The 26,591-nt window shown below is 65.8% G+C and carries 28 protein-coding genes; 18 read left to right on the top strand and 10 right to left on the bottom strand.

The window, feature by feature from the left end:
• The first annotated feature begins 267 nt into the window (after positions 1 to 267).
• The 3 genes from GR702_RS20705 to GR702_RS20695 all read left to right on the top strand — a co-directional run bounded on the left by GR702_RS20705 (position 268) and on the right by GR702_RS20695 (position 2,657).
• Positions 268 to 783 (top strand): sterol desaturase family protein, encoded by a 516-nt coding sequence (locus GR702_RS20705; RefSeq protein ID WP_160987453.1) that lies wholly within the window; start codon positions 268 to 270, stop codon positions 781 to 783.
• 199 nt (positions 784 to 982) lie between these two features.
• Positions 983 to 1,231, top strand: a complete 249-nt coding sequence (locus tag GR702_RS20700; protein ID WP_160987452.1) for a hypothetical protein — start codon at positions 983 to 985, stop codon at positions 1,229 to 1,231.
• A 67-nt stretch (positions 1,232 to 1,298) separates the two neighbouring features.
• Positions 1,299 to 2,657: a L,D-transpeptidase family protein gene (locus GR702_RS20695; RefSeq protein WP_237449849.1), complete on the top strand. Its 1,359-nt coding sequence runs from the start codon at positions 1,299 to 1,301 to the stop codon at positions 2,655 to 2,657.
• A gap of 30 nt (positions 2,658 to 2,687) precedes the next feature.
• On the opposite strand, the gene GR702_RS20690 is transcribed toward GR702_RS20695, so the two are convergent.
• Together GR702_RS20690 and GR702_RS20685 are read right to left on the bottom strand one after the other, a co-directional pair.
• Positions 2,688 to 3,047, bottom strand: coding sequence for a YbaN family protein (locus tag GR702_RS20690; RefSeq protein WP_160987450.1), 360 nt, complete (start codon positions 3,045 to 3,047; stop codon positions 2,688 to 2,690).
• On the bottom strand, positions 3,034 to 3,444 hold the full coding sequence (locus tag GR702_RS20685; RefSeq protein WP_160987449.1) for a SufE family protein: 411 nt from the start codon (positions 3,442 to 3,444) through the stop codon (positions 3,034 to 3,036). Before GR702_RS20685 ends, GR702_RS20690 begins: the two co-directional genes overlap by 14 nt.
• Positions 3,445 to 3,561: 117 nt before the next feature.
• On the opposite strand from GR702_RS20685, the gene GR702_RS20680 reads away from it, so the two are divergent.
• Complete coding sequence (locus GR702_RS20680) at positions 3,562 to 5,619, top strand: NAD(+) synthase (protein WP_160987448.1); 2,058 nt, start codon at positions 3,562 to 3,564, stop codon at positions 5,617 to 5,619.
• Positions 5,620 to 5,664: 45 nt separating this feature from the next.
• On the opposite strand, the gene GR702_RS20675 is transcribed toward GR702_RS20680, so the two are convergent.
• From GR702_RS20675 to GR702_RS22185, 6 genes are read right to left on the bottom strand one after another with little or no spacing between them, the layout of a single operon-like run.
• Complete coding sequence (locus tag GR702_RS20675; protein WP_160987447.1) at positions 5,665 to 5,916, bottom strand: hypothetical protein; 252 nt, start codon at positions 5,914 to 5,916, stop codon at positions 5,665 to 5,667.
• Positions 5,913 to 6,209, bottom strand: a complete 297-nt coding sequence (locus tag GR702_RS20670) for a hypothetical protein (protein ID WP_160987446.1) — start codon at positions 6,207 to 6,209, stop codon at positions 5,913 to 5,915. Before GR702_RS20670 ends, GR702_RS20675 begins: the two co-directional genes overlap by 4 nt.
• The gene (locus GR702_RS20665) at positions 6,206 to 6,502 is read right to left on the bottom strand and encodes a hypothetical protein (protein WP_160987445.1); all 297 of its coding nucleotides are present in this window, start codon (positions 6,500 to 6,502) and stop codon (positions 6,206 to 6,208) included. The genes GR702_RS20670 and GR702_RS20665 overlap by 4 nt, the downstream gene beginning before the upstream one ends.
• A gap of 29 nt (positions 6,503 to 6,531) precedes the next feature.
• Entirely contained in the window at positions 6,532 to 6,930 is a 399-nt protein-coding gene (locus GR702_RS20660; RefSeq protein WP_160987444.1) for a PspC domain-containing protein, read from the bottom strand.
• Between the two features lie 25 nt (positions 6,931 to 6,955).
• Positions 6,956 to 7,750: a phage shock protein PspA gene (pspA, locus tag GR702_RS20655; RefSeq protein ID WP_160987443.1), complete on the bottom strand. Its 795-nt coding sequence runs from the start codon at positions 7,748 to 7,750 to the stop codon at positions 6,956 to 6,958.
• Complete coding sequence (locus tag GR702_RS22185; protein ID WP_202408408.1) at positions 7,747 to 7,980, bottom strand: hypothetical protein; 234 nt, start codon at positions 7,978 to 7,980, stop codon at positions 7,747 to 7,749. The genes pspA and GR702_RS22185 overlap by 4 nt, the downstream gene beginning before the upstream one ends.
• Positions 7,981 to 8,141: 161 nt before the next feature.
• On the opposite strand from GR702_RS22185, the gene pspF reads away from it, so the two are divergent.
• Positions 8,142 to 9,197, top strand: a complete 1,056-nt coding sequence (pspF, locus tag GR702_RS20650; RefSeq protein ID WP_160987442.1) for a phage shock protein operon transcriptional activator — start codon at positions 8,142 to 8,144, stop codon at positions 9,195 to 9,197.
• Here pspF and GR702_RS20645 read toward each other — a convergent pair.
• Positions 9,194 to 9,694, bottom strand: coding sequence for a (R)-mandelonitrile lyase (locus tag GR702_RS20645; protein WP_237449848.1), 501 nt, complete (start codon positions 9,692 to 9,694; stop codon positions 9,194 to 9,196). The genes pspF and GR702_RS20645 overlap by 4 nt on opposite strands.
• 295 nt (positions 9,695 to 9,989) lie before the next feature.
• Between GR702_RS20645 and rimP the strand changes: the two genes are divergently transcribed.
• The 6 genes from rimP to rbfA all read left to right on the top strand — a co-directional run bounded on the left by rimP (position 9,990) and on the right by rbfA (position 16,845).
• The gene (gene rimP / locus GR702_RS20640; protein WP_160987441.1) at positions 9,990 to 10,550 is read left to right on the top strand and encodes a ribosome maturation protein RimP; all 561 of its coding nucleotides are present in this window, start codon (positions 9,990 to 9,992) and stop codon (positions 10,548 to 10,550) included.
• 3 nt (positions 10,551 to 10,553) lie between these two features.
• Positions 10,554 to 12,176, top strand: coding sequence for a transcription termination factor NusA (gene nusA, locus GR702_RS20635; RefSeq protein WP_160987440.1), 1,623 nt, complete (start codon positions 10,554 to 10,556; stop codon positions 12,174 to 12,176).
• Positions 12,157 to 12,885 (top strand): DUF448 domain-containing protein, encoded by a 729-nt coding sequence (locus GR702_RS20630; protein ID WP_160987439.1) that lies wholly within the window; start codon positions 12,157 to 12,159, stop codon positions 12,883 to 12,885. The genes nusA and GR702_RS20630 overlap by 20 nt, the downstream gene beginning before the upstream one ends.
• A 22-nt stretch (positions 12,886 to 12,907) precedes the next feature.
• The gene (infB, locus tag GR702_RS20625) at positions 12,908 to 15,706 is read left to right on the top strand and encodes a translation initiation factor IF-2 (RefSeq protein WP_160987438.1); all 2,799 of its coding nucleotides are present in this window, start codon (positions 12,908 to 12,910) and stop codon (positions 15,704 to 15,706) included.
• A 130-nt stretch (positions 15,707 to 15,836) separates the two neighbouring features.
• Positions 15,837 to 16,370 (top strand): DUF1697 domain-containing protein, encoded by a 534-nt coding sequence (locus tag GR702_RS20620; RefSeq protein WP_160987437.1) that lies wholly within the window; start codon positions 15,837 to 15,839, stop codon positions 16,368 to 16,370.
• 70 nt (positions 16,371 to 16,440) lie between these two features.
• Positions 16,441 to 16,845: a 30S ribosome-binding factor RbfA gene (rbfA, locus tag GR702_RS20615; RefSeq protein WP_160987436.1), complete on the top strand. Its 405-nt coding sequence runs from the start codon at positions 16,441 to 16,443 to the stop codon at positions 16,843 to 16,845.
• A gap of 60 nt (positions 16,846 to 16,905) precedes the next feature.
• Here rbfA and GR702_RS20610 read toward each other — a convergent pair whose 3' ends face one another.
• Positions 16,906 to 18,474 carry a DUF1963 domain-containing protein gene (locus tag GR702_RS20610; protein WP_160987435.1) on the bottom strand — a complete coding sequence of 523 codons (1,569 nt, stop codon included), beginning with the start codon at positions 18,472 to 18,474 and terminating at the stop codon, positions 16,906 to 16,908.
• Between the two features lie 121 nt (positions 18,475 to 18,595).
• Here GR702_RS20610 and GR702_RS20605 point away from each other — a divergent pair, with 121 nt between their 5' ends.
• The 7 genes from GR702_RS20605 (at position 18,596) to GR702_RS20575 (ending at position 26,468) form a co-directional block, all read left to right on the top strand.
• On the top strand, positions 18,596 to 19,204 hold the full coding sequence (locus GR702_RS20605; RefSeq protein WP_160987434.1) for a thymidine kinase: 609 nt from the start codon (positions 18,596 to 18,598) through the stop codon (positions 19,202 to 19,204).
• Between the two features lie 187 nt (positions 19,205 to 19,391).
• Entirely contained in the window at positions 19,392 to 19,898 is a 507-nt protein-coding gene (locus GR702_RS20600) for a DUF2239 family protein (protein ID WP_160987433.1), read from the top strand.
• The gene (gene truB, locus GR702_RS20595; RefSeq protein WP_160987455.1) at positions 19,898 to 20,815 is read left to right on the top strand and encodes a tRNA pseudouridine(55) synthase TruB; all 918 of its coding nucleotides are present in this window, start codon (positions 19,898 to 19,900) and stop codon (positions 20,813 to 20,815) included. Before GR702_RS20600 ends, truB begins: the two co-directional genes overlap by 1 nt.
• Before the next feature lie 5 nt (positions 20,816 to 20,820).
• Positions 20,821 to 21,090, top strand: coding sequence for a 30S ribosomal protein S15 (gene rpsO, locus GR702_RS20590; RefSeq protein ID WP_103098845.1), 270 nt, complete (start codon positions 20,821 to 20,823; stop codon positions 21,088 to 21,090).
• 214 nt (positions 21,091 to 21,304) lie between these two features.
• The gene (gene pnp / locus GR702_RS20585; protein ID WP_160987432.1) at positions 21,305 to 23,605 is read left to right on the top strand and encodes a polyribonucleotide nucleotidyltransferase; all 2,301 of its coding nucleotides are present in this window, start codon (positions 21,305 to 21,307) and stop codon (positions 23,603 to 23,605) included.
• A gap of 122 nt (positions 23,606 to 23,727) precedes the next feature.
• The gene (locus tag GR702_RS20580; RefSeq protein WP_160987431.1) at positions 23,728 to 25,866 is read left to right on the top strand and encodes a PA5441 family protein; all 2,139 of its coding nucleotides are present in this window, start codon (positions 23,728 to 23,730) and stop codon (positions 25,864 to 25,866) included.
• A complete protein-coding gene (locus GR702_RS20575) occupies positions 25,836 to 26,468 on the top strand; it encodes a DUF3142 domain-containing protein (RefSeq protein ID WP_337192662.1) in 633 nt (210 codons plus the stop codon). Before GR702_RS20580 ends, GR702_RS20575 begins: the two co-directional genes overlap by 31 nt.
• The last annotated feature ends 123 nt before the right edge of the window (positions 26,469 to 26,591 follow it).

Genomic DNA, 26,591 nt, shown 5'->3' with positions numbered 1-26,591 from the left:
TCTGACCACGACACGATCAGATCCGCCTGCACATCACCATCACGTCGCATCGCCATCGTCGCTGACCGCCTTCTTTCCGTATCCAGGCTGAATCAGATCACACCGACTTCGTCAACGCGCTGTTAGGGGAAGTTCGGCAGTGCCGCCTCGCTTCCATGCATTCAGTTTTAGGTCTGCGAAGCTGAACGGCAGTGATATGGGCCGTCGCACAATAGTCTGCGTTTGTAAGAGAGTGTCGCAGGCGGCTGCGCCTGCTATAAGGCCGGCATGTCGCTTCCAGCCATCTTCCTGACCGTCCTTGCCACCGTTGCCGCGATGGAGTTCGTCGCGTGGTCCAGCCACAAGTACGTGATGCACGGCTTCGGTTGGGCGTGGCACAAGGATCACCATGAACCGCATGACAATGTGCTGGAGAAGAACGACCTCTACGCGCTCGTCGGAGCGGCGATCAGCATCGGCATGTTCGCGCTGGGATCGCCGATGGTGATGGGAGCTTCGGCTTGGGAGCCGGGGACATGGATCGGGCTGGGCGTGCTGGTCTACGGCGTGATCTACACCCTCATCCATGATGGCCTGGTGCACCAGCGCTACTTCCGCTGGGTTCCCAAGCGGGGTTACGCCAAGCGCCTCGTCCAGGCCCACAAGCTGCATCACGCAACGATCGGCAAGGAAGGCGGCGTGAGCTTCGGCTTCGTCGTCGCGCGCGATCCGGCGGCGCTCAAGCGCGAACTGCGCGAGCAGCGCAAGCGCGGCATCGCAGTGCTCCGAGATGCCGTGGACTGAGTGCCGACCGGCACCCTCCCAGCCTCGACTCGCCTGATTCCGGGCAGTCCGCCTTGAATGCGCCACCTTTCGTCCTGCATCGCCGATGAGCACTATTCCCCGGAGTCGCAAGCCCGATAAGCCTTTGTACGTGCCATGGGAACGCGGGGCCAGTCCGTCGCTTTCCCTCCCCCGGCACGCATCAAGGGAGGAACCCTGTATGAACAAAGGTCTCATCGTTCTGGCGGCAGTGAGCGGTCTTGCCCTCGCCGGCTGCAAGAAGGAAGAACCTATCGTCGCCGCTCCGCCGCCGCCACCGGGCTCTGTCGCCGGATCCACGGCAGCAGACCGTGACGGCGATGGCGTGATCGACGGCTACTATACGGCAGACGGCATCTATCACCCGAACTACACGCCTCCGCCGCCCCCGCCGCCGCCCGCTCCAAGCAGGACCGGTGAACGCGGCTAAGTAAGGTAACCGAAGGGTCGCGATGAATTTCCGCCAGTTTCTCCACGGCCGCGCAGCGGTCGTGTTGATGTCCATGACAGTCCTGATCGCCAGCCCGGTTCCCGCGCAAGCGGCTCCGGCCAGGGCGAAACCCAAGGCAAAGGCGATCGCAACGGGGGTGGCGGCCAGGAAGGCCACTCCCGCCGCTGCGGTCGACCCTGCGCTGGCCGCGGCGATCAGGAACGAAGCTGGCGGAAAGATCGCGGACTTCTACCAGTCACGCGGATTCCGGCCGCTCTGGACCACGCTTCAGGGTCGCATCGGCACTGCGGCGCAGGAGTTCCTGCAATATCTGGATGAAGCCGAGGTCGATGGTCTGCGATCCTCGCGCTACAAGCCGGACGCCTTGCGCGAGGCAATCGCACGGTCCGACCAGGGCGGCGCGGTCGAGATCGCAAAGGCCGACGTGGCGCTGACAAAGGCATTCGTTCGCTACGTGGCCGACATGCGCAAGGTCAGGAACGTGGGGATGACTTACGTGGGCAAGGGGCTGAAGCCCGCAAAGGTCGCCGACAGCACAATCCTTCGCGTCGCCGCGCTCAAGAACTTTGGCGACTACGTGCGCGCGATGGGGTGGATGAGCCCGCATTACCTGCGAATGCGCTCCGCCTTGCGTGCCGCCGAGAGGAAGGGCGCCGACCGCGAGACCCTGTCGGTGCTGCGTCTCAACGTGGAACGAGCCCGGGTGCTGCCTTCTCCTGCGGTGCGGCATATCGTCGTCGATGCCGCCGCGGCCCGTCTGTACTATTATCAGGACGGCGAGCAGGTGGGGTCCATGCGCGTCGTCGTAGGCGCGCGCGAGACGCAGACGCCGATGCTGGCAGGCTACGTCAACTGGGCTATCTTCAATCCCTACTGGAACGTACCCGACTACCTCGTGCGTGATAATGTCGCCCGGAAGATCCTTTCAGGCCGTACTCTTGATTCCATGCACATGCAGGCGCTCTCCGACTGGAGCGCGCAGCCCGCCGTTCTCGATCCCGCCACCATCGACTGGCAGGCCGTTCGCGACGGTCGACAGGACCTGCGCGTGCGCGAACTGCCGGGCGCATGGAATTCGATGGGGAAGGTGAAATTCCTCTTCCCCAACGACGAGGGCATCTATCTTCACGACACGCCCAATCGTGACCTTCTCGTCAAGGAGGACCGTCATCTCTCCAACGGCTGCATCCGTCTGGAAGATGCGCCGGCGCTCGGACGATGGATGATGGGAAAGAGCTTCGGCACCAAGAGCGAAGCGCCTGAGCAGGCAGTGCCGCTTCCCGCGCCGGTGCCGGTCTACCTCACCTATCTCACGGCGACAGCGGGAACGAAGGGCGTGGCGCTGCTGGCCGACGTGTACGGCCGCGACGGGCGACGCGGCGAGCGGCCCGAACCGCTCCTGTAGGCGGATCGTTCAGCGCCTCTTCTGCGCCGCTTACTCCGCTCGGGTCCAGATCCAGGTCCCGATCGTCGCCATCACGGCCAGCGGGATCAGCGTCCACCAGCCACCGGCCGTGAACGCCACGACCGCGATGCTCAGGGCCATTGTCGACAGCGCGGCGATCTTGCCCTTGCGGCTGATCGCACGCCGGTCACGCCATGCGATCAGGTGAGGGCCGTACCTGGGATGGGCATAGAGGCGTTCGGCCCATTCGGGATGGCTGTTCGAGAAGCACCATGCGGCAAGCAGGTAGAAGACGACCGTCGGCAGCAGGGGCACGAAGATGCCGAGCGTGCCGAGGCCGACGAAGAACACTCCGCCGGCAAGCCAGAGCGGCCGGCTAGCCTTGCGCATAGCGCGCTGCCGTCTCCCGGATCAGCGCGATCATGTTGGGTATCCCCTGCGTACGGTTGGATGACAGCTGGTTCTTGAGGTCGAAGGGACCGAGTTCCGCCGCGATATCCGTCGCTGCCACGCTCGCGGCGGGCCTGTCCTGGACGGCCGAGATTACCAGCGCGACGATCCCCTTGGTGATTGCCGCATTGCTGTCGGCCAGGAAGTGCAGGGTGCCGTCTTCCCGCGCCGCCGGATAGACCCAGACGCTGGCGGAACAGCCGCGCACCCGCGTGGCATCCGTCTTGAGAGCGTCCGGCATGTCATCCAGTTCGCGGCCCAGTTCGATGAGCAGGCGATAGCGTTCGTCGCCATCGAGGAACTCGTACTCTTCGCGGATATCGTCGAGACTGCGCATGCAATCGGCATTTAGGGGCGGGAACCGGGAGGGCAAGGGGAACATTGCCAGCCCAGACAGTTCCTGTCAGGGAATGGGCCGCAGAGGAACGGGCCAGAAAAGGAAACGGGAACCCCGATGACCGCAGATACCAGCCATCCCTTCTTCTCGATGCACGACCATGGTTTCGTGCGTGTCGCCACCTCCACGCCCCGGGTGCGGACCGCAGACGTCGCCTTCAACCGCGATGCCGTGCTGGCGGAAGCGCGCAGAGCACACGAGGCTGGCGTCGATCTCCTGGTTTTCCCCGAACTGTGCCTTTCCTCCTATGCGATCGACGACCTGCACTTGCAGGCTGCCCTGATCGAGGCAGTCGAAGCGGCCGTGGCCGATATCGTCGCTCAAAGCGCAGGACTGTCTCCCGTGCTGCTGGTGGGCGCCGCGCTGATGCGCGAGGGCCGGCTCTACAACTGCGCGCTGGTCATCGCGGATGGGCGGCTGCTTGGCGTAGTGCCCAAGTCGTACCTGCCCAATTATCGCGAGTTCTACGAGAAGCGCTGGTTCGCGAGCGGCAAGGCGATCCGGGGCGCCACGATCACCGTGAACGGCGAGGACGTGCCTTTCGGCGTCGACCTCGTCTTCGCCTCGCAAGTGCTGCCCTCCTTCCGTTTCTTCGCGGAGATCTGCGAGGATTTCTGGGCGCCCACTCCGCCGTCCTCGCTCGGCGCGATGGCGGGCGCGACGATCCTGTGCAACCTATCCGCCTCCAATATCGTGATCGGCAAGTCGGACGAACGTCACATGCTCTGCCGTTCGCAATCTGCGCGTGCGGCCGCAGCCTATGTCTATTGCGCGGCGGGCCATGGAGAAAGCACGACCGACCTGGCCTGGGACGGGCAGGGGGTGATCTACGAACTGGGCGATCTTCTGGCGGAATCCGAGCGCTTTGCCCTCGAGCCGGAACTGTGCGTCGCCGACGTGGACTGCGACCGCATCGTCATGGACCGCGTGCGCCTGCCCACCTTCAACGACGCAGCGGAAGTCGCCGCCCTGCCGCAGGAGACCTTCCGCACGATAGTCTTCGGCCATATACCCGCGCAGGGAGACATCGGCCTCATCCGCCCGGTCAGCCGCTTCCCCTTCGTACCGGCGCGCGCCGACAAGCTCGACGCCGACTGCTACGAGGCGTTCAACATCCAGGTCGACGGCCTTATGCGCCGCATGGAATCCACGCGCTCCAAGTCGCTTGTCATCGGCATCTCTGGCGGCCTCGATTCCACGCATGCGCTGATCGTCGCTGCCCGCGCCTGCGACAGGCTGGGGCTGCCGCGCACGACTATCCGGGGCTACACCATGCCCGGCTTCGGCACGAGCGAGGGGACGAAGTCCAATGCCTGGAAGCTGATGGAGGCCGTCGGCATCACGGCGGAGGAAATCGACATTCGTCCTGCCGCGACGACGATGCTGAAGGACATCGGGCATCCCTTCGCCGGAGGCGAGCCCGTCTACGACGTGACGTTCGAGAACGTCCAGGCGGGCCTGCGGACCGACTACCTGTTCCGCCTCGCCAGCCAGCATTCAGGGTTCGTGGTCGGCACCGGCGACCTTTCCGAACTGGCACTGGGCTGGTGCACTTACGGCGTCGGGGACCAGATGAGTCACTACGCCGTCAACGCCGGCGTGCCCAAGACGCTGATCCAGTACCTCATCCGCTGGTGCGCGACGACGGACCAGTTCGAAGCCTCGACGGAGGAAATCCTCCTCTCCATCCTCGCGACCGAGATTTCGCCCGAGCTCGTGCCGGCAGGCGAAGACGGCGAGATCCAGAGCACGGAGGACAAGATCGGTCCTTACGAGCTGAACGATTTCTTCCTGCATCACGTTATGCGCTTCGGGCAGAAACCCTCCAAGGTCGCCTTCCTGGCGCTCCACGCCTGGCGCGATGCGGCGAGCGGAACCTGGCCTGCGGGCTTCCCGGAGGCGAAAAAGAACGAGTATGACCTCTCCGCCATCCGTTCGTGGCTGGCCAAGTTCCTCGAACGCTTCTTCGGCTTCAGCCAGTTCAAGCGCTCGGCAATCCCCAACGGACCGAAAGTGTCTTCCGGAGGCGCGCTGTCGCCCCGGGGCGACTGGCGCGCGCCTTCGGATGCGAGCGCGGCGGTGTGGCTGGCGGAACTGGAGGCGAAACTGCCCTGAGGCAAAGTTCTCCTGCCCCCGACGAGGCGGCAGGAGACTTCCATCTCAATCCCGGAGCGACTCGATCTCGCGGGCCAGATCGTTGCCGCGCTTCTCGTCGGTGGCGATGCGTTCGAGAACGGCGATGCGCTTGCGCATCGCTTCCACCTCGCGTTCGAGTTCATGCTCGCGCGCGCTTGGATCGTAGCCTTCGCCGGATGCGTCCCGGCGATCCCCCAGCGCGCGATAGCGCTGTGCCTTCAGCCAGGTTACGCAACCGATAGCGAAGAGAACGACGACGGCAGTCCAGAAGCTCATTGGGTAGTCACCTCCGATGCACGGCCGTCTTTTCGCAGCGCCTCGATTTCAAGGGCGATGCCGCGGCCATGACCCTCATCCGTAATGATCCTTTCGAGCACGCGCACGCGATTTTCGAGTTCGCTGTTGTGCGTCGCATACTGCGCGGCCTTTTCGGCAGCGGCTCCGGCAGTGATCTCCAGCTTGCGCTCGAGATGGGCCAGCCGCTGCTTGTAGATGCCCGACAGGATCGCCAGGCCCGCGACGATCGCGAGCAGGAGGCAGGCAAGTGCCATGACGTCGCCGATGCTCATTGACGGGTTACTCCCCTGCCGGAGACGGAGGCGTCCCGATTTTCCACTTCCCGCGCATCGCGCAGCGCCTCGATCTGCAGCGCCGTGTCATAGCCGCCATCGGTGATGATCCGTTCGAGCACGCGCACGCGCTCTTCCAGTTCGCGAGAGTGGGAGGCGTACTGCGCGGCCTTCTCCGCGGTAGCTTTGATCTGCAGTTCGGCCATCTTGCGCTGGTGCCGGGTCCAGATCGCGATGCCCCCCATGATGAATGGTGCGAGCGGAATAAGCAGCGCAACGATACCTGCGTCCATGATGTGTCCCCTGTTGCCCGTCGTGCCGCTCAGCGCAGGTTGTCGATTTCGGCCGCCAGGCGCGAGTTGCTGTTCGAGTAATGGGCTTCCATGTCGGCGATCCTGCGATCCATGTCCGTGAGATCGGAGCGAAGGGCGGTGGAAGGGGAAGATCCGCGCGAGGACAGGCCCTTGCGAGCGCGGCGGCGCTCCATCCGCTGCAGGAGGCGCAATTCCTCCTCGTCGCTGTAAAGATCCATGGGGCGCTTGTCCGCGACAAGGGCGACGGCGATGTAGATCGCGATCACGAGCGGAAAGCCCAGGAGGAGAAGGAGCACTGCTCCCAGCCGTACCCAGAGTGCATCGACGCCCGTATAGTCGGCGATGCCTGCACATACGCCGGCCAGCTTGGCGTTCGACTTGTCGAGATAGAAATGTCCGCGTGACACTGGTTCTTCCTTTCCCTCGAGTGTCTTACTGTTGGCTCGGCGATGCGGCGCCGTCCTGCGCCTTCATCGCGCGCTTCATTTCCGCGAGCTCGGCGTCGATGGTGTCACCGTCTGCGAGCGCGGCGATCTCCTCGGCAAGCGTGGGCTGGCGGTGATCGGAAAGGCTCATCGCTTCGGCCCTGCCTTCCGCATAATCCACCCGGCGCTCGAGCTGGTCGAAACGGGCCATAGCCTCGTCGACGCGCTCGCTGGAGAGTAGGGTGCGGAGCTTGACGCGATTCTCCGCGCTCTGCAACCGCGCTGCGATGGACGACTGGCGGCTGCGCGCTTCGCGAAGGCGGGTCTGGAGCTTCTCGATGTCCGCCTCATATGCCCGAAGCGCATCGTCCAGAACCATGATCTCCGCAGCCAGCTGCTCGCCCATATCCGCCGCCTTCTTGCGCTCCAGCAGCGCTGCGCGGGCGAGATCCTCGCGCCCCTTGGAAAGGGCGAGCTGCGCCTTGTCGGCCCAGTCAGCCTGAAGCTTTTCCAGCTTGCCAACGTGGCGGCGCAGTTCCTTCTGATCTGCGATGGTGCGTGCCGAACTGGTGCGCACCTCCACCAGCGTCTCCTCCATCTCGAGGATGATGAGACGGATCATCTTCGCCGGGTCCTCGGCCTTGTCGAGCAGGTCGTTGAAGTTGGCGGCGACGATGTCGCGGGTGCGGGAGAAAATGCCCATTGCAGTGGTTCCTGGTGCGAAGGTCTTGTTGAAGGGGGGCTGGAAACTCGCCCCGGGGGAATTCTGGAGTATCTGGATTTCCGCGTCGAGCCTGCTCATGCGAGCGGTGCTCCGCAGGCGTGGGTCTTGACCGGCGCGGCATAGGCCTTCGCCGGGCCGAACTGGTCGGCCATGACGTACAGGTTGAGCGCTCCCATCGAAAGCAGGCTGACGATGATGGCCCAGTCCAGCCTGGACCGGAACGCGCCGTTGGCAGCCGGGACCGGTGCGGCGCCGTGGAGCTGTGCGGCCCCGTGGAACGATGCGGTGGTGGCAGTGCGCGATGACATGGCTTGGTTTCCTCGGTGTCCTGAACTCTTGCTTGCGAAGATTACAGCAAGGGCCGTGCCAAATCCGGAGAGGCACGGAAACCAGGACTTCTCTGCTGGCGCCGTCGCTAAATCAGCAAACTGAATTGCCAAAGCTTGGGAAATTTCGCTAAGTGCTGGCAATGGAGCGTGACGTTCAGTTCATCGGGCAGTCCACCGCCTTTCTCGATGCAGTCGAGCGGGCCAGCCGTGCCGCACAGGTGCGCCGTCCCGTTCTCGTCATAGGGGAGCGCGGAACAGGCAAGGAGCTGATCGCGCAGCGCCTTCACCACCTTTCGCCACGCTGGGGCGAGCCGCTCGTTACGCTGAACTGTGCTGCGCTGCCCGAGACGCTGATCGAGGCAGAACTCTTCGGTCATGAGGCGGGCGCCTTCACCGGCGCCACCCGGGCGCGGACGGGGCGCTTCGAGGAGGCGGACCGCGGGACCTTGTTCCTCGACGAACTCGGGAACCTTTCCATGGCTGCGCAGGAACGCCTGTTGCGCGCGATCGAATATGGCGAGGTCGTGCGGATCGGATCGTCCCGCGCTGTAACAGTGGATGTCCGCATCGTTGCCGCCACCAATGCCAACCTACCGCAGATGGCAGCGGAAGGCACCTTCCGCGCCGATCTGCTCGACCGCCTGAGCTTCGAAGTGATCACTCTGCCGCCACTCCGGGCACGGGAGGGAGATGTCGCGGAACTCGCCGACTATTATGGCCGCCGCATGGCGAGCGAGCTGGAGTGGAACCGCTGGCCGGGCTTCTCGGCCTCGGCGACGGATGCGCTCGAGGCGCATGACTGGCCCGGCAACGTGCGCGAACTGCGCAACGTGGTGGAGCGAGCCGTCTACCGCTGGGGCGACGAGGGCAGCCCGATCGGCGAAGTGGTGTTTGATCCCTTTGCCAGCGCGTGGGGAATGCAGGCCCTCACTCCCAAACCCGAACGCCGCGCCGGGGTGGAGCCGGTGCTGCCCTGTGCCAGGGCCAGCGAGGAGGATGGCTCCTTTGATATGCCGGCTTCCCTGCGCGAGGCGGTGGAGGCGCATGAACGCTCGCTCGTCCTGGGGGCGCTGGAGCGTCTGCGCTGGAACCAGCGCAAGGCGGCCGAAGCGCTTGGCCTCACGTACGACCAGCTGCGGCATTGCCTCAAGAAGCACCGCCTGCATCAGGCGCGAGGCCAGACGCCCGACGCTTAGTCCCTGGCTGGACCCGCCAGGTATTCCTCGTCGCTCACCTTCTCCATCCAGGTCACATTCGTTCCGCCCAGTGCTTCCTGAAGGGCGACGTGAGTCATACCCTCGTGCGGCGTGGCCCCGTGCCAATGCCTCTTGTCTGCCGGGCAAAGCAGCACGTCACCTGCATGGAACTCCAGGACCGGGCCATCCTCCACCTGCGTCCAGCCCACGCCCTCGGTGACGATGAGGGTCTGTCCGAGCGGGTGCTTGTGCCACGCGGTACGGGCGCCGGGCTCGAAGTGAACGATGGCGCCGGTGAGGCGCGAGGGCTCCTCGCGCTGGAACTGGCCGGTGATGGTAGCCTTGCCTGTGAAGTATTCGGCAGGTCCATCGACAGTGGTCATTTCGGCCTTGCGCTTTACTTCCATAGCGGGTTCTCCGTTCTTGGCGTGAGCGGGGCTGAAAAGGCCCCAGGCTGCGAGGGTGCATGCCGCCGCCGCGGCAATCGTCTTCTTCATGCGGGGTCTCCGGCTGCGTCGGGTCGGGCATCTGCGCTGTGCGATCAACCTAACGCCCCGACCGCGCGATCCGCACCCGCGAATGGCTGCACGCAGCGATGAGGGAAGCTCACTGCCAGGCGTCAAAATCGGTGCGACGCCTGCCAGACGGGAGCCCCTTGCTTTTTTCCGGAATCGGGCCTATCTGCCGGTCATCCCGTAATTGGTGAAACAACGAACGGGCTGGCGCCGGTAGGGGCCGGCGCGAAACCGCGTTGCATCCATTGCGTCAAAGCATACACGAACGGAGCCAGGATTGGTCGATATCGCGCGCCTTACCGAAGTCATCGAGCCGGAGGTCAATGCCCTTGGTTTCGATCTCGTGCGCGTTCGCGTGTTCGGCAAGAGCGAAGTCGGCGACGACGAGATCGCGCTTCAGATCATGGCCGAAAACCCGAAGACCGGCCAGCTTGTCCTGGATGACTGCGTATCGCTGTCGCATCGCATCTCCGACTGCATGGACGCGCTCGAGGAAGCGGGCGAGACCCTGATCGAGGAAGCCTATCGCCTCGAAGTCAGCTCGCCCGGCATCGATCGCCCGCTCACCCGCCCCAAGGATTATGCGAATTGGGCCGGGCACGAGGCGAAGGTTAATCTCGTCAATCCCGTGGAAGGCAACCGCAAGGGGCTCCACGGCGATCTCGTCGGCATCGAAGGCGATTTGGTGACGCTGGAGGACAAGAAGTCCGGCCGCGTCTCCTTCCCGCTCGCCGACATTCAATCGGCCCGCCTGATCCTTACCGACAGGCTGATCGCGGCAACCCGCCCGCTGGATACCAGCGGTGCAGACGATATTCTTGAGGAACAGGAAGACTAAGTCATGGCCAGTGCGATTTCCGCCAACCGCGCCGAGCTGCTCGCGATCGCGAACTCCGTCGCGTCGGAGAAGATGATCGACAAGTCGATCGTCATCGAGGCGATGGAAGAAGCCATCCAGAAGTCGGCCCGCAACCGCTACGGCGCCGAGAACGACATTCGCGCCAAGCTGGATCCGCGCACCGGCGACCTGCGCCTCTGGCGCGTCGTCGAAGTGGTCGAGCATGTCGAGGACTACTTCAAGCAGATCGACCTCAAGCAGGCCGAGAAGCTGCAGAAGGGCGCGCAGCTCGGCGATTTCCTCGTCGACCCGCTGCCCCCGGTCGATCTTGGTCGCATCGACGCACAGTCGGCCAAGCAGGTCATCTTCCAGAAGGTCCGCGACGCTGAGCGTGACCGTCAGTACGAAGAGTTCAAGGACCGCGCCGGCGAAGTCATCACCGGCGTGATCAAGTCCGTCGAGTTCGGCCACGTGATCGTCAATCTCGGCCGCGCCGAGGGCGTGATCCGCCGCGACCAGCAGATCCCGCGCGAAGCCGCCCGCGTCGGCGAGCGTGTGCGCGCCATCGTGCTGCGCGTCGAGCGCCAGAACCGCGGCCCGCAGATATTCCTGTCGCGCGCTCACCCGGACTTCATGAAGAAGCTCTTCGCGCAGGAAGTGCCCGAGATCTACGACGGCGTCATCGAGATCAAGGCCGCCGCTCGCGATCCTGGCTCGCGCGCCAAGATCGGCGTGATCAGCAACGACCATTCGATCGACCCGGTCGGCGCCTGCGTCGGCATGAAGGGCAGCCGCGTGCAGGCCGTCGTGCAGGAGCTGCAGGGCGAGAAGATCGACATCATCCCCTGGAGCGAGGACACCGCGACCTTCGTCGTCAACGCGCTCCAGCCCGCGACCGTCAGCCGCGTCGTCATCGACGAGGAAGAGAGCCGCATCGAGGTGGTGGTGCCCGACGACCAGCTGAGCCTTGCGATCGGCCGCCGTGGTCAGAACGTCCGTCTCGCCTCGCAGCTGACCGGCTCTCAGATCGACATCATGACCGAGGCGGAATCCTCGGAGAAGCGGCAGAAGGAATTCACCGAGCGCTCGAAGATGTTCGAGGAAGAGCTCGACGTCGACGAGACGCTGTCGCAGCTGCTGGTGGCCGAAGGCTTCAGCGAGCTTGAGGAAGTCGCCTACATCGACGTCAACGAGCTTGCCGCGATCGAAGGCTTCGACGAGGAGCTGGCCGAGGAACTCCAGAGCCGTGCGCACGAAGCGCTCGAGCGCCGCGAAGACGCCAACCGCGAGGCGCGTCGTGCCTTGGGCGTCGATGATGCGCTGGCCGAGCTGCCGCACCTGACGGAAGCCATGCTGGTCACGCTTGGCAAGGCGGGCATCAAGACGCTTGACGATCTGGCTGATCTTGCGACCGACGAGCTCATCGCCAAGAAGCGCGCCGAGCAGCGCCGCCGCGACGGGACGGTCAACCGCCGTTCCGGACGCGACGAGGACAAGGGCGGCGTTCTGGGCGAATATGGCCTGAACGAAGAGCAGGGTAACGAGATCATCATGGCCGCGCGCGCGCACTGGTTCGACGAAGAACCTCAAACCGAGGAGGCCGCCGATGCGGAATCCTCACAATGAGCGCGTAAGCTCCGACATCGATGGCACTCTGGCGGAGAGGACATGCATCCTCTCCGGCCGGAAAGCTGTGCGGGGAGAGTTCATCCGCCTGGCGATTTCGCCAGACGGTCTTGTCCTCCCCGACGTTCACGCGCGTGCCCCCGGGCGCGGCGCGTGGATCGGCGTTTCACGCCAGGACCTTGAAATTGCCGTCTCGAAGGGCAAGCTAAAGGGAGCACTGGCGCGCGCCTACAAGGGCGCGCCGCTTTCCATTCCCGAAGATCTTGCCGACAGGATCGAGGCCGCACTCGTGCGTGCGCTGACCGACCGGCTTGGGCTGGAACTCAAGTCGGGCAGGTTGCTCATGGGCTCGGACCGCATCGCGCAGAACGCGCGAGAGGGCCGTGTCGAGTGGCTGGCCCATGCCGCAGACGCACGCGAGGACGGATCGCGCAAGCTGGACCAGGCCTGGCGGGTCGGGTCCGATGCGGAAGGAAGCGGGCTCAGGGGCGTAACCTTGCCTCTGGACCGGGAGACGCTGTCTGTGGCATTGGGCCGCGATAACGTCGTTCACCTGGCGCTGAACGATCGCGGATCGGCTCAACGAGTCGAAACGCTGCTTACGCGCCTCCTGCATTTCCAAGGGCAGGTCACCAGCCGGAACGACGGCGAGACCGGCATGGATGATAACGACGGAGCGGCACCGGCCGTGTCCGTCACGACGAATTGACCGAAGGGCGAAGACGAGAAATATGAGCGAGACCGACAACAAACCGACCCTGGGCCGCAAGCCGCTTGGGCTTAAGCGCTCGGTGGAAGCGGGTGAGGTCAAGCAGACCTTCAGCCACGGCCGCACCAATAAGGTGGTGGTCGAGGTGAAGCGCCGCAAGCTGATCGGCAAGCCCGGAGCGGAAGGCGTGGAGGCGCAGCCCGCGCCCGTCACGCCGGCCCCTGCACCCGCTCCCGCGGCACCTGCCCCGGCAGCGCCTGTCGCGCAGCGCCCGGCGCCGCAGCCGGTCGTCCGCCGTCCTGCGCCCTCGAACGAAACTCCGCAGGAGCGCGTCGCTCGCCTTCAGCGCGAGGCCGAGGAGGACCGTCTCTCGGCACAGGAAGAAGCCAATCGCCGCGAGCAGGAAGCCCGTCTGCGCGCGATCGAGGAAGAGAAGCGCCGCGCCGAGGAAAGCCGCCGTGAGGCCGAGGCCGCTGCTGCAGCCGAGGTCGTAGCGCCCGAGCCGCAAGCCGAGCCTGCCGCGGCACCTGCTGCTGAACCTGCCGGCGACGCCGAAGCTGCCGCAGCGCCCGAAGCTGCTCCCACTCCTGTAGCGGCAGCAGCGGATGAAGCGGCTGTGGCTGCTCCCGCTTCCGAAGCGGAGCCTGCCGCTGCGCCGCCTGCCGCACCCGCACCGGCGCCCCAGGCGTTCACGCCGGTTCCCGCGCCGCGCCGCTTCACGCCCGTGCAGCGTCCCGAGCCGGTTCGCCGCCCTGAGGCTGCACCTGCGGCTGCCGCCGGCAATGCGCCTGCCGCCACCACGAGCACGGCGAGCGCTGGCGCCGCGGCCAAGCGTCCCGATGCCGTCAAGAAGGGTGCCGTCCCCGCGCGTCCCGCGCCCCAGGGAGGCGATCGCAGCAAGGGTGCCGGCGCCGATCGCCGCCAGTCCGGAAAGCTCACGGTCACCCGCGCGCTCAATGATGACGAGGGCGCCCGCGCCCGCTCGCTCGCCGCACTCAAGCGTGCTCGCGAGAAGGAGCGTCGCTCGCACTTCGGGGGCAAGTCGCAGAGCCGCGAGAAGCAGGTCCGCGACGTCGTGGTGCCCGAGGCGATCACTGTCCAGGAACTCGCCAACCGCATGGCGGAGAAGGGCGCGGACCTCGTCAAGTCGCTGTTCAAGATGGGCATGATGGTCACCGTCAACCAGACGATCGACGCCGATACGGCGGAGCTGCTGGTCGAGGAGTTCGGCCACAACATCCAGCGCGTCTCCGAAAGCGACGTCGATATCGACACCACGACCGACGTGGATGCCGAGGACACGCTGAAGCCCCGCGCTCCGGTCGTCACGATCATGGGCCACGTCGACCACGGCAAGACCTCGCTGCTCGACGCACTGCGCGGCACCGATGTGGTGCGCGGTGAAGCAGGCGGCATCACCCAGCACATGGGCGCCTACCAGATCAAGACGAAGGGCGGCGACCTCGTCACCTTCCTCGACACCCCGGGCCACGCGGCGTTCACGCAGATGCGCATGCGCGGCGCCAACGTCACGGACATCGTGGTGCTGGTGGTGGCGGCCGACGACGGCATCATGCCGCAGACGGTCGAGGCCATCAATCACACCAAGGCGGCCGGCGTTCCGATGATCGTCGCGATCAACAAGATCGACAAGCCCGAAGCCAACGCGCAGAAAGTGCGCGAGCGCCTGCTCGAGCACTCAATCGTGGTCGAGGAAATGTCGGGCGACGTGCAGGACGTCGAGGTTTCAGCCAAGACCGGCAAGGGCCTGGACGACCTCATCGAGAAGATCCTGCTGCAAGCCGAGCTCATGGAGCTGAAGGCGAACCCCGACCGCATGGCGGAAGCCACCGTGGTCGAGGCCAAGCTCGACAAGGGCAAGGGTCCTCTCGCCACGGTCCTCGTCAATCGCGGTACCCTGAAGGTCGGCGACATCTTCGTCGTCGGCACCGAAAGCGGCCGCGTTCGCGCCATGCTCGACGACAAGGGGCGGCAGGTGAAGGTTGCTCCTCCGTCAATGCCGGTCGAGGTCCTGGGCCTTGGCGGCGTGCCGATGGCCGGTGACATGCTCACCGTCGTCGACAGCGAGCAGCGTGCCCGCGAGGTGTCGGCCTACCGTCAGGAGCAGGCGACCGCCAAGCGCACCGCGATGGCTCCTGCAAGCATCGACACGATGTTCTCGGCGCTCACCGCCAAGCAGCAGGTCATCGAATATCCGGTCGTCATCAAGGGCGATACGCAGGGTTCGGTCGAAGCGATCAACGCGGCGCTCAACGCCCTCTCGAACGACGAGATCAAGGTGCGGATCCTGAGCTCGGGCGTCGGCGCGATCACCGAATCCGACGTCACCCTGGCGGCTGCCAGCGGTGCCCCGATCGTGGGCTTCCATGTCCGCCCGAACGCTAAGGCGCGCGAGCAGCTGGAGAAGACCAAGACCCCGCTGATGTACTACGACATCATCTATGAGCTGACGGCGGAAGTCGCCAAGCAGATGGCGGGCATCTGGGGTCCCGAGCGGATCGAAACGGTCGTCGGCCGTGCCGAGGTCAAGCAGGTCTTCCCGGCCGGCAAGAAGGACAAGGCCGCCGGTCTGCTGGTTCTGGAAGGCTACATCCGCAAGGGTATCAATGCGCGTCTTACCCGCAACGACGTCATCGTCTCGAAGACGCTCATCCAGTCGCTGCGTCGCTTCAAGGACGATGTGGACGAGGTCCGCGCCGGTCTGGAATGCGGTGTGGTCCTGGCCGACACCAACGACATCAAGCCGGGCGACATGCTCGAGGTGTTCGAGGTGACGGAGCGCGAGCGCACCATCGGCTGACGCCCGTTTCCGGTCCATGAAACAAAGGCGGCCATCGCCGGGGAAGCCCGGTGGTGGCCGTCCGCGTTTGATGACGCAAAAGCGGAACCCCGCTAAGGGGTGTTCCGCCTATTACGACGGAAAACTCAATATGCCTCGGTACTGCGCCTTCTTTGGTTCGATCAACGTCGGCGGAAACCGCATCACCATGGCGGACCTTCGTTACGCCTTCGAGCGCGAGGAGTTCGAGAACGTGGAGACCGTGGTGGCGAGCGGGAATGTGCTGTTCGACTTCGACGAGCAGCCAACCGACGGACTGGAAGACCTTTTCTCGCACATGATGCTCGACCGCTTCGACATTCGCAGCTTTGTCGCGGTGCGTTCGGCAGCGGAAGTGCTTTCGGCTGTCGAGGACAATCCCTTCACCGGCATCGGGCAGGATCATCTGGTCCACACGATGTTCCTGGAGCGCCAGCCCGACGAGGCCGCGTTTGAAAGGATGGTCGCCGATCACGCAGGGCGCGGACCGGAGAAGATGGCTCTGGGCAAGCGTGCGCTCTACATCGACTATATCGATGCAGCCGGATCATCGAAGCTGACGGGCGCCTTCATCGAGCGGCGGCTCGGTGGGCGCGGCAAGGCGCGTAACGTCCGCTCGCTGGCCCGCATTCACTCCAAGATGTGAGGCCGTCGCGGGCTTAACGCGCAATCAGCAGTTGCAAATTGCGCCCGCGCGCCCAAATGCAGGCACGACCATGGCACAGCAGATCACTCCCGAGCAGCACTCCGTCCGCCTCCTAAAGGTGGGCGAGCAGGTGCGCCACGTCATCTCCGAGATCCTCACGCGGCAGCAGGTCCACGACGACACGCTGAGCGCGCGAACCGTGTCGGTCACGGAAGTGCGGATGACACCGGACCTGCGGGTTGCAAATGTTTACGTGAAGCCGCTGCTGGGCGAGGACGAGGAGCTTGTCCTCAAGGCGCTGCGCACCAACACTGCCTTCTTCCAGCGCGAGGTCGCTCAGCGACTGCGCCTGAAGTTCGCCGCCAAGATCCAGTTCCGGGCGGACGAATCGTTCGACGAGGCCAGCCGCATCGACGCTTTGCTGAACGATCCCCGCGTCAGGCGTGACCTGGACCGCGACGCTTCCGAGGACTGAGAGCAGGCCGGGTGCTGCCGGTCGCCGAAAAGCGCGCCGTGCACGATAGTCTCGCCCTGTTCACTGGTCGTGGAACGTGAGCCTGGCCGCACCCCAGTTGCCAGCGGCAAGGTCGGCGGCATCGATGCGAAACCGGTAGACGCCACCCTCGGCCCAGTTCCACTCCATCATATCGTCGTAGCCGAGCTGCAGCAGGTGCAGGCCTTCTATTTGGTCGGTACCTAGTTCTGCGAACATGAGGTGCTGGTGCACGGGCGGCAGGCGATAGTCGCGGTTGATGCGTTCCAGAACTTCGCGAGGCACCGCCGCAAGGGCTTCCGCCGGTCCTGCGACCATCGCCCGGAGCGATAGCGTGGCCAGCTGTGCCAGCGATCCCGGCACATGGTAGCGCACGAGTTCTCCGAAGCGTTCGTGAACTTCGGCGAGGATGTCGGCAACCACCTCCAACTCGTCGGCGGTGAGCTGCGACCACGGCTCGCGCCCTTGGACGAAGCGGTCGACCGCCTCGGCCATGTCGGGCAGCGCCGCGCACAGGTCTTGCGCTTCGGCCAGTTCCTCGGCTGCGTCGGCGGCGGCTTGCCGCGCATGTGCCACGGCCTCGTGCGAGATCGCTGGGTCGGCCTGCAACTGTGCCACCGCCGCCCGCTTGCGATCCAGCGCGGCACGCTGGACGGCGAGTGGACGGGAGCAGGCGTCGAGCGCTTCGTGCAACTGGTCCGCAAGATGGCTGACCGAATGCCACCAGAGCGCTTCGACCGGTGCTCCGACGCCTGCGGCATAAAAGGGGTGATCGCGCATGGAAACACGGCGCTGGAGCTGGAGTGCCACCGCTTCCTCCATGCTCCCCTGGGTCGCGGTGCCACCGGTCGGGTCGTGAGGGGCGGGCAGGTCGAGAGGGAGAAGGTCGATGGGCCAGAACGGGAAAAACCAGCGGGTCAGGCGCGTAACCCGCGACGGGAAAGCGGCGCCGCCTTCGTCGAATGCGGGCGGCAGGTCCGAGGGCGGGTCCGAGAAATCGTGCGCCCCTGCCGGCACGAAGACGACTGCTCCGGCGCCCAGGAAGAACGCCAGCGAGCCGGTGGTCGGCAACCCGGCGACCGGAGCCGCCGCGGCAAGGTGCGCAAGGTCGACCTGCGCGGCGAAGGGCAGCGGGGCGCCGTTCGTGTCGCGGGGCCACGCACGCTCGCCGAGGCGGGGAAGACCGCCGAGCCAGCTGGTATCAGCGAACCAGTCGCGCGCGGGATCGCGTGGCTTTCGGACCAGTACGATCGGGGGCGGCACCGGTGCTGCGGCGGCGGTGAGGGCGCCCTCCTCTTCCTGTTCAATCTCGCGGGTGAGCAGGAGAGCGCCCCGTTCGTCCGCCTCGGCCTCGCGCGGCTCCTCACCCGACTCTTCCTCGCCGGTCTCCTGTCCGCCGCTCCACCCGATGAGAAGCGCGGCGGCGGCGGCCAGCAGCAAGCCCAGCATGAGAAAGCCTGCGACGGCGACATCGCGCCCGGCAGCCTCGGCGATCCGCGCTGCGACGCGGTCCAGCGGCGCAAGGCTTCCGCCGACCGGTGCCAGCGCGACATAGGCGCCGACAATTGCCGGCAGTGCGAATCCGGCCAGGGCCGCGATCACTCTTTTCATGCCTGCTCCCGCCTCATCCGCATTCCCCAACTGCTCTTGCGAGTGTGAGGCGCATTGTCCTCGGGGAGAAGCCCGTAACAGACCGTGCACGGGGGCTCATGCGGTGTTATCCCCAGCGCGGATGGCCAAGCTCTACTTCTATTATGCCAGCATGAACGCCGGCAAATCGACGACGCTGCTCCAGGCGGACTTCAACTACCGCGAGCGCGGCATGCGCACGATGCTGTGGACCGCCGCGATCGACGATCGCAGCGCCGAACTTGGTGCCGGTCATGCGATCGAAAGCCGCATCGGCCTGCATGCCTCCGCCAACCGCTTCACCCCGTCCACCGACCTTTACGAGCAGGTGGGCGCCACCCATGCGGTCGAACCGCTGTCGTGCGTCCTTGTCGACGAAGCGCAGTTCCTGACCGCAGCGCAAGTGTGGCAATGCGCCGACCTTGCCGACAAGGCCGACATTCCGGTGCTCTGCTACGGTCTTCGCACCGATTTCAGGGGCGAGCTGTTCCCCGGCGCGGCGGTCCTTCTTGGCATCGCCGACAGTCTGGTGGAGCTGAAGGCGGTATGTCACTGCGGTCGCAAGGCCTCGATGAACCTGCGCGTGGACGATGCGGGGAAAGCGGTCAGCGAAGGCGAGCAGACCGAGATCGGCGGCAACGACCGCTACGTGGCGCTGTGCCGTCGCCACTTCAGCGAGGCGCTCGGCCGGAGGCCCGAAGGCGCAAGTTGATATAGTGCATGCGCTGGCGATGCTTTCTTGAAGGGGGGCGCGGCTGCCGGATGCACGGTGTGAGAGAACCTGCGCGAAGGTAGCAGCGCCAGGTGGTGTAGGAAAACCACGGTCGCCTATATTCACCCGGACATATTGACAATTTCATCCGGGCTAATAAATGCGCGGTCGTGAAAGGACATGTGCCATGGCCGTGACGGTATTCTACAAGGACGAGGTTATCGCCCGCGGGGCGCCCGGGAACTTCGCTCCCGCGCTTCGCGAACTCGGACCGCTCGCGCGTAGCAGCGACCTGCTGGCGTTCGACGACGACACCGGCCGGCAGGTCGAGCTTGACCTTGCCGAGCCCGCCGTGCCGCGTCCGCGCGGACGCCCGTCGCTCGGCGTCGAGGCTCGCGAGGTGACGTTGCTGCCGCGTCACTGGGAGTGGCTGGCCGAGCAGGGCGGCGGGGCTTCCGTCACGCTGCGCAAGCTGGTGGAAGCGGCGATGCGGGCGGGGCGCAGCGAACGCGAATGCCTCGATGCGGCGTGCCGCTTTCTTACCGTCATGGCCGGGGATCGGCCCGGATACGAAGAGGCGATACGCGCGCTCTATGCGGGCGACCGCGAGAACTTCGATGCGCTGTGCGTCCTGTGGCCGACCGCCGTCGCCGAGCACGCGCGCCGTCTGGCCTGGCCTCGGGAGAACGCATGATGCCTCACGGCTGGATCATCCTCGACAAGCCGGTGGGGCTCGGCTCGACGCAGGCGGTGGCGGCGGTCAAGCGCAACTTGCGCGAAGCGGGTTTCGGCAAGAAGGTGAAGGTCGGCCATGGCGGCACGCTGGATCCGCTCGCCTCGGGCATCCTGCCTGTCGCCATCGGCGAGGCGACGAAGCTGACCGGGCGCATGCTCGATGCCAGCAAGGTCTACGAGTTCACGGTGCGCTTCGGTGAGGAGACCGACACGCTCGACCTTGAAGGCGCCGTCATCGCCGCGAGCGACGTCCGCCCTTCGATCGGGCAGGTGGAAGCGGTTCTCGCCCGCTTCACCGGCACCATCGAGCAGGTGCCGCCGATCTATTCCGCGCTGAAGGTCGATGGCGAGCGGGCCTACGACCTTGCGCGCCAGGGGGTGGAAGTGGAGATGAAGTCGCGCGTGGTGACGGTCTTTGCCTTGGACGTCCTTCCACAGCCCGGGCAGGGCGAGGCGCTGCCCGAAGTCACGTTGCGCGCCTTCGTCTCCAAGGGCACCTATATCCGCAGCCTTGCGCGGGACATCGCGCATGCGCTTGGAACCTGCGGCACCGTTTCCATGCTTCGTCGTACCAAGGCGGGGCCCTTCGACCTGTCTCACGCGATTTCGCTGGACAAATTGAACGAAACCGGTAAGGGCGCGCCTCTTGAGCAGATACTCTTGCCGCTGGAGGCGGGGCTGGACGACATCCCGGCCCTCGACCTCGACCCGGAGCAGGCAAGGGCGGTCCGTCAGGGCCGCGTTCTCACCGGAATGCCCCATGAAGACGGGCTCTACTGCGGGTACGAGGGCACGCTCCCCGTCGCGCTGGTGCAGCTTACGGACCGGGAGGTCCGCGTCGTTCGGGGGTTCAACCTATCCGATGTCGCGGAGTAAATGAAATGTCGGTTACCGCTGAAAAGAAGCAGGACATCATCACGGACAACGCTCGCGTCGCTGGCGACACGGGCAGCCCGGAAGTCCAGGTTGCGATCCTCACCGAGCGCATCAAGAACCTGACCGAGCACTTCAAGGCTCACCACAAGGACAACCACTCGCGTCGCGGTCTGCTGGCCATGGTCAACAAGCGCCGCTCGCTGCTGGATTACCTGAAGAAGAAGGACGTGGCGCGCTACAACGCGCTCATCCAGAAGCTCGGCCTGCGCAAGTAAGACCCGAGACGACGGCCCGCTTCGGCGGGCCGTTTTGCATTTGAGGCACGGGGCGTGGTAAAGCCGCGCCATCGAGACGAAATTACCGGGCACCTTCGCAATTCGGCGCAGGGAGCCCCGGGGGCCACGAAACAGCCCCGAACCGGACCGGGACGGTATCCCCGGCAGTAAGCCCCGCAAGGCAATAGGGCCTCGTGGGTCAAGGAAATCGAAAATGTTCGACGTAAAGACCGTAAGCATGGAGTGGGGCGGAAAGACCCTCACTCTCGAAACCGGCCGCATCGCCCGTCAGGCCGATGGCGCCGTCCTCGCCACCTACGGCGAGACCGTGGTGCTCTGCGCGGTGACCGCCGCCAAGTCGGTGAAGGAAGGCCAGGACTTCTTCCCGCTGACCGTGCACTACCAGGAGAAGTTCTCCGCCGCCGGCCGTATCCCGGGTGGCTTCTTCAAGCGCGAGCGTGGTGCGACCGAGAAGGAAACGCTGACCAGCCGCCTGATCGACCGTCCGGTCCGCCCCCTGTTCCCGGAAGGCTTCTACAACGAGATCAACGTCATTGCCCAGGTCCTGAGCTTTGACGGCGAGACCGAGGCCGACATCGTCGCGATGATTGCCGCTTCGGCAGCGCTGACGATCTCGGGCGTCCCCTTCATGGGCCCGATCGGCGCGTGCCGCGTCGGCTTCGTGGACGGCGAATACACGCTGAACCCGAAGCAGTCGGCCGCTCTCGAGGATGGCCGCCTCGACCTCGTCGTCGCCGCCACCGGCGATGCCGTGATGATGGTCGAATCGGAAGCCAAGGAGCTGACCGAGGAAGAGATGCTGGGCGCCGTCGTGTTCGCGCATGACGAGATCCGCAAGGTCGTCGACCTCATCATCGACCTGGCAGAGCAGGCCGCCAAGGATCCCTGGGACATCGACCTGTCGGACAACACCGCCGACATCAAGGCGAAGCTCAAGAAGGCCGTCGGCAAGGACATCACCGCCGCCTACAAGCTGACCGACAAGTCCAAGCGCTCGAACGCGCTGAACGCGGCCCGCGCCAAGGCGAAGGAAGCGTTCTCGGACGAGACGCCGCAGACCCAGATGGTCGCCATCAAGACCATGAAGAAGCTGGAAGCGGAAATCGTTCGCACCGCCATCCTCAAGGATGGCAAGCGCATCGACGGCCGCACGCTGGAGCAGGTTCGCCCGATCGAGGCGATCGTCGGCTTCCTGCCCCGCACGCACGGTTCCTCGCTGTTCACCCGCGGCGAGACGCAGGCGATCTGCACCACCACCCTTGGCACCAAGGACGCGGAGCAGATGATCGACGGCCTGGAAGGCCTGTCGTACTCGTCGTTCATGCTGCACTACAACTTCCCGCCCTACTCGGTCGGTGAAGTGGGCCGCTTCGGCGCCCCGGGCCGCCGCGAAGTCGGCCACGGCAAGCTGGCATGGCGCGCGCTGCACCCGGTCCTGCCCGCCAAGGAAGACTTCCCCTACACGATTCGCGTCCTCTCGGACATCACCGAGTCGAACGGTTCGTCCTCGATGGCCACCGTCTGCGGCGGTTCGCTCTCGATGATGGACGCCGGCGTGCCGCTGGTCCGTCCAGTCTCGGGCATCGCGATGGGCCTGATCCTGGAAGGCAAGGACTTCGCCGTCCTGTCCGACATCCTGGGTGACGAGGATCACCTCGGCGACATGGACTTCAAGGTCGCGGGTACCGAAGCCGGTATCACGACGATGCAGATGGACATCAAGATCGCGGGCATCACCCGCGAGATCATGGCCAAGGCGCTCGAGCAGGCGAAGGCCGGCCGCGCGCACATCCTGGGTGAGATGACCAAGGCTCTGGGCTCCTCGCGCACCGAACTGTCGGCGCACGCCCCGCGTATCGAGACGATCCAGATCGACAAGTCGAAGATCCGCGATGTCATCGGCACGGGCGGCAAGGTCATCCGCGAGATCGTCGCCGAGACCGGCGCCAAGGTCGACATCGACGACGAGGGCGTGATCAAGATCTCGTCTTCCGACATCAACCAGATCGAAGCCGCCAAGAAGTGGATCCTCGGCATCGTCGAGGAAGCCGAGGTCGGCAAGGTCTACAAGGGCAAGGTCGTCAACATCGTCGACTTCGGCGCCTTCGTGAACTTCATGGGCGGCAAGGACGGTCTCGTCCACGTCTCCGAAATGAAGAACGAGCGCGTGGAAAAGCCCACCGACGTCGTGAAGGAAGGCCAGGAAGTCTACGTCAAGGTCCTCGAGATCGATCCGCGCGGCAAGGTTCGCCTGTCGATGCGCGTCGTCGACCAGGACACCGGCGCTGAACTGGAGGACACTCGTCCCCCCCGCGAGCCGCGCGAACCGCGTGGTGATCGTGGCGGCGAGCGTGGTGGTGATCGTGGCGGCGACCGCCGTGGCCCGCGTCGCGGCGGCGACCGTGGCCCGCGCGGCGATCGCGGTCCGCGCCGTGACGGTGGCGGCGAGGGCGGTAACCCGGACCACATCCCGGCCTTCCTCAAGGAAGACTGATCGCGTCCGGTCCTTCGAAGGCGGAACGAAAAGGGGGCCGCGCTGCAAGGCGCGGCCCCTTTTTTCATTTGCATTCGCAGCGGTTACGTCGAAACACGAAGCGGCTTGCGATGGAGGACCTGATGAGGCGACTGGCACTGGCAGGGTTTGCGCTCGGCGGGCTGGGGGCGCTGCCGCAGCCTGCAGGGGCGAGCGGCGACTATGGCTGCAGCCCGAGCTGGACGCTGGCCGTCTCCGCGTACGAATGCGCCGGCAGCGCGGTGATTGGGCCGCGAAACGACACCCGCGTCAATCTGGCCTTCCTGCTTCGCCATCGCACCGGCCTGTCCGCGCCGGGCAAGCTGTCGTACCCGAAGACGGAATGGGGCAACGGCGATTTCGGGCATGTCTTCCTCGGCTGGGAGGACATGCAGGAGGCGTTCTGGCCGGGCACCCGGGCCACTGCCGATGCTGAGGCGCCCGAGTATGCGGGATCGCGCTGCCAGACGCTCGCCAGCGGCGGCGCAGACTTCCGCGCAGCCCTTGCCGCCAGCAAGACATTGCATGCGCAGGAGCGGGAGGCTCTGGGCCTGGCGCGCGAACTGGTGAAGCCCGCCTGCGAGGGTGACAAGGGACCTGCCGCCTGGCCCGCCGTGGCAAGCCCGCCCGCGCGGGAATACCTTGCATACCTGCAGGGCGCGCGGGCGTTCTATGTCGACGATTTCGCGGCGGCGCGGACGCTCTTTGCCGGTCTCCTCCGCTCGCGCGAGCCTTGGCTGGCGGAGACTGCGCGCTACATGGTGGCCCGCAACGAACTTGCCGCCGCACAGGCAGGCGCTTTCGACGAGTGGGGAGGGTACGAGGGCGGCGACAAGGTGGATCGGCCTTCCGCCGAGCGGGCGAGCGTGGCGCTTCGGGACTACCTTTCGGCATATCCCCGGGGACGCTATGCGGCGTCTGCCTCGGGCCTCACCCGCAGGGCCGCATGGCTGCTGGGTGATGGAACCGCGCTCGCCCGAGACTATGCCTCGCTCATGGCCACAAGGCCGCCGCTGGCACCGGACGCCCCGGCGCTGCTGGAAGAGGTAGAAAGCAAGGTTCTGTTTGGCACCGGGCTCGGCGATACGGCGGACGCGCCGCTCCTCGTTGCGACCTGGGATCTTCTGCGCATGCGCCGGCACGGGCCCGGGGCACAGCCGCTGCTCGAAGCTGAATTCCCCGCCGGGCTGACCGCCTCGGAGCTCGAAGGCCAGAAAGCCCTTTTCTCGAAGGCTCCGGGTCTCCACGCTTTCCTCCAGGCCAGCTTCGCCTACCACGTCGCGGGAGATTACCGGCGAGTGCTGGCGCTGGTGCCGGATGATGCGCGCGCGGGGCACTTCACCCCGCTTGCCTTCAGCGCCCAGATGATACGTGCACTGGCGCTCGAGAAGCTGGGTGACCGCGCGGCGGCAGGCTTCCTGCAACAGATGCTGGGCGGCGCGAAAGACCTTTACCAGCGCCCGGCGGTGGAACTGGCGCTGGCCATGCACTGGGAGCGCAGCGGAGAACTGGCCCGGATATTCGCCGCGAGCAGCCCCATTGGCGAGCCGGAGGTTCGCACGCGCCTGCTGGCCTATGTCGCCGGGCCCGAGCTTCTGCGGCGGCAGGCAAGCGCCGCGAACGCGGTGGAGCGCGACGTGGCAACCTTCACGCTGCTGGCGAAAGGGCTCAGCCGTGGTCGCTATGCGGAAGTCGGCCGGGACCTTGCCCTCGTTCGCGCCGATGCTTCCGCGATCGGCTGGGTCGGAGAGGGCTGGACCGGGGCGTGGATGGCCGACAACCCGGATGCCCGCGCACCGGCGGGTGTCTTCGTGCGGGGCAAGGTGCAGGAGCAGTATCCTTGCCCGGCGCTGGCGAAGACCGTGGCCACCCTTGCGGCCACGCCCACGAACGTGAAGGCGCGCCTGTGCCTGGGCGAGTTCTGGCGCCTCAACGGCTTCGACGACTATCTGGCCACCCGCGCGCACCCCCGCAACGATCAGCTGGGGGGCACCAAAGACCTGTTTCCCGGTGCTCCGCTGCCGCGCGCGGGGATCTACGCAGCCGTGCTGGCCGACCCCGGCGCCTCGGGAGAGGACAAGGCCTATGCACTCTACCGATCGGTCATGTGCTATGCGCCAAGCCGCTACAACGCCTGCGGCGGCCCAGGGGTGAGCGAAGCACGCCGCCGAGGGTGGTTCCAGCAACTCAAGCGCGACTATCCGAAGAGCAAGTGGGCGAGCGAACTCAAATACTACTGGTAAGCCGTCGCGGCCTTCTTGCAGGCGCTGCCGGTTCGGCGTTGCTGGCGGCGTGCGGGACGGGTCGCGGCGCGCCCGTCGATCCGCGCCGGTACGAGGCCTTCTTCCTCTGGCCGGGCGTGAAGGCGCCGGACTGGCTGGACGAAGCGGGCGAGGTCTATGTCCTTGCCGGAGAGGTTCGCCACCGGGCCGGCCGCGGTTTCGTGCCGCTGCGTGCGACGCCGCGGGTCTCCGGTCCGGCGCTGTGGTGCGTGGTGCGCGTCGAGCGGCTCGACTGGGAGGAGGGCGTCTATCTGGCGGTCCTGCGCACGCTGGCCCTGTGGGAGCAGGCAGGCAACCGCCTTGTGGGGCTTCAGGTGGACTTCGACGCGGCAACCAGAGGACTGGGCCGATACGCGGAGTTCCTGGCCGACCTGCGACGCCGGCTGCCCCGCCGCTGGAAGCTGTCGATCACCGGGTTGATGGACTGGAGCGCTGGCGGCGACGCGGCGGCCCTCGCCGGTCTTGGCGCAACCGTCGACGAGATCGTGGTGCAGACTTACCAGGGGCGGCGGACGATACCCGGGTACGAGGTTTATCTGACGGCGCTGGCGCGGCTTGGGTAAGCGGTAAAAATCCCCCACGTGGCCTTGAGAACGGGGCTGTAATTTGGACGATCAGGCGGCGCTTGCGATGCTGCTCAGTTCGAACGAGGTTTGCGCGGCGTTGGCATCGGTCCAGCAATAGGG

Origin of the sequence: Novosphingobium silvae, from assembly GCF_009856825.1 — a bacterium.
Classification (GTDB): Bacteria; Pseudomonadota; Alphaproteobacteria; order Sphingomonadales; family Sphingomonadaceae; genus Novosphingobium; species Novosphingobium silvae.
Note: the sequence above shows the minus strand (reverse complement) of the source record. Positions and strands in the feature narration are given on the sequence as shown.